Origin of the sequence: Pseudoalteromonas sp. S554, assembly GCF_005930865.1 — a bacterium.
Taxonomy (GTDB): domain Bacteria; phylum Pseudomonadota; class Gammaproteobacteria; order Enterobacterales; family Alteromonadaceae; genus Pseudoalteromonas; species Pseudoalteromonas marina.
Window position 1 is genome coordinate 1 of sequence record NZ_PNDV01000158.1, and the last position, 2,142, is coordinate 2,142.

General features: G+C 39.1%; 1 protein-coding gene. It reads right to left on the minus strand.

What is annotated here, in order from left to right:
- Positions 1 to 437: 437 nt before the first annotated feature.
- Positions 438 to 1,883 carry a capsule assembly Wzi family protein gene (locus tag CWB65_RS19455; RefSeq protein ID WP_138741284.1) on the minus strand — a complete coding sequence of 482 codons (1,446 nt, stop codon included), beginning with the start codon at positions 1,881 to 1,883 and terminating at the stop codon, positions 438 to 440.
- Between the last annotated feature and the right edge of the window lie 259 nt (positions 1,884 to 2,142).

Consider the following 2,142-nt stretch of genomic DNA (forward strand, 5'->3'; position numbering starts at 1 on the left):
TATTATGTTTCCTCAGTGTAGCGCGCAGCGCCTCGGTGCTCTTGGTGGTAGAAATTGTTTTATGGTTAAGCTTTGTACTTGATTTATAAAGTAAATAAAACATTATTATCACCACAGAGAAGACAAGGAGCAGTAAAGGAGAAGCCATTTAAAAACTAATGCATTGTATTACGGACTTCTCAGTGTAGCGTGCAGCGCTTCGGTGTTCTCGGTGGTCAGTTTTTTTGTATTTAGGCGTTTAACTGAATTATTAAAGTAAATAAAACATTATTATCACCACAGCGAAGGCAAGGAGCAGTGCAAGAGAAGTAATTTTAAGACCAATTCGTTTTATTACGTTCTTCTCAGTTTAGTGCGCAGCTAATCGTTACGCTTGGTGGTAATTTATTTTAAGAGTTATTTTAACGTAGGCGCGAAATAGATTCGCGCTTTCGAATTTAAAAGTTAGCGGAGAAAGCGATTCTTGAAAATGCTTCGCCATAAACATCTTTACCTAGGTAAAGCTCAGCGCCTAGGCTTTTAGCACCCCAAACAGGTTTGTTTAGTTTACGCGTATAGGCTGTTTGTAGTTCATAACTGGTTTTGTAACCATCACGTTTGTTTGTAAGGCCACGAAATGTTGTATTTAAGCTTTCTTTAGCGCTAAGCTGCCAATGCCAATTAACACTCATCGATTTAGCTGGGGTATAGTCGGTGTAGTCATGCTCGTCGCCAGCCCAGTGGCCAATTACGTTGCCTGAATTACGATTTCCGTCTTGGTATATACTATTTGCATACCAGCCTAACTGCCAGTTACTGTGTTCAAAACGTAGACTGTGGTTGTTTGCAATAAAGGGTAAATAAAGCCCGAAGCTGTATGCATTATTGCGAGAGCCGCCACCCAGTGTATCTTCAAGCGCAACTTCACCATAAAGCTCATACGGCAAATCAAATAGGCTGTTATTGTATTCAAACGTGATTGAGCCTAATTGGTCACCAAGCTCAAAGTTTGCATCAACCTCTTCGGCATCGGCACGAGTTATATTATCTTTTCCGCCAGGGTCAAAAAAACCTTCGGCAAAATCTTTCAATGTAACGCTGCGCGGGCCACCACCAAATTGCATTAAGCGACTTAGGCCAATCGTTAAATTATCTGTTGCAGCAAAGCTGGTATGAAGGCCAAATAAATAAGGTTTACCTGGTTTGTATTCACGAGTAACTCCTTTTTGCTTTGTCCCTTCTAAAATTCCACGCTGCTCAGTCATTTTGCTAATAAACATGTCGTATCGAATATTAAAGCTGGTTATTGGCTCAACATTACTTATGGTAATTGACGGTGTTGTTTTAGCGTGTGTACTTAATAGCATGGCGCTGTCGTTAAAAGGTGAATACCAATGCTCACGATAACCTATATCGAGTTGTGCATACTTATTACCTAGGTAAATAAAGCTTTGAGTTGGGAGTATTTCGTCTTCGTTTACAATGCCTGTCACACTTACACCAAAGTAACGGCCAAAGTTAGCGTAAGCGCCACCTTCAACAATTAAGTTGGTTTTAGTGGTTTGCCCACGTTGGTTTGGCAGTGTTTTGTTTTTTGTACCAGCAGCAAGGGTTGCTTTAGCAAATGTGCCTGCATCGCTTTGAATATATGGGCTTATTTGATACGACAAAGTTTGGTAAAGTTCTGGGTAACTATGCCTTATGGTTTGCAATACGTTATATATGTCGTGCGCTTTATAAGGTTTACTCATAATGTGCGTATTTTTACTTACCGCTAAAAGGCGCTCTACATTATGCTCTAATTCTGGTGCTTGGTTTAAAGGTAAATAGGGCGACACGCCTCCTTTAGCTAAAGCGTTTGTGCTTAATGCTAATGCTATAAGTAGCGATATTTTTTTGAACATAATTATTCCGTTAGCCAATTTTTAAAGTAAGTAAATACGTTAATGCGAGGTTAGCAATAAATACGTTAGTAAGAAAGAAAAAGCGTTAATACATAGTGGTTTTAAGTTGCTAGTTATGAGGTGAAGTTTCTAGATATTAGATGGCAGTTACAGGTGTTAGTTTTCCGTTTAAGTTGGTGGCAGTTATCAGAATAGTTATTAAGGTTTGTATTGATGAGCGTTATTTACAAAAGTGACTTATTCACCACAGAGAAGACAA

Coding starts and splice junctions, on each gene's coding strand:
- CWB65_RS19455 (WP_138741284.1), bottom strand. CDS start 1,883: ATGTTCAAAAAAATATCGCTACTTATAGCATTAGCATTAAGCACAAAC.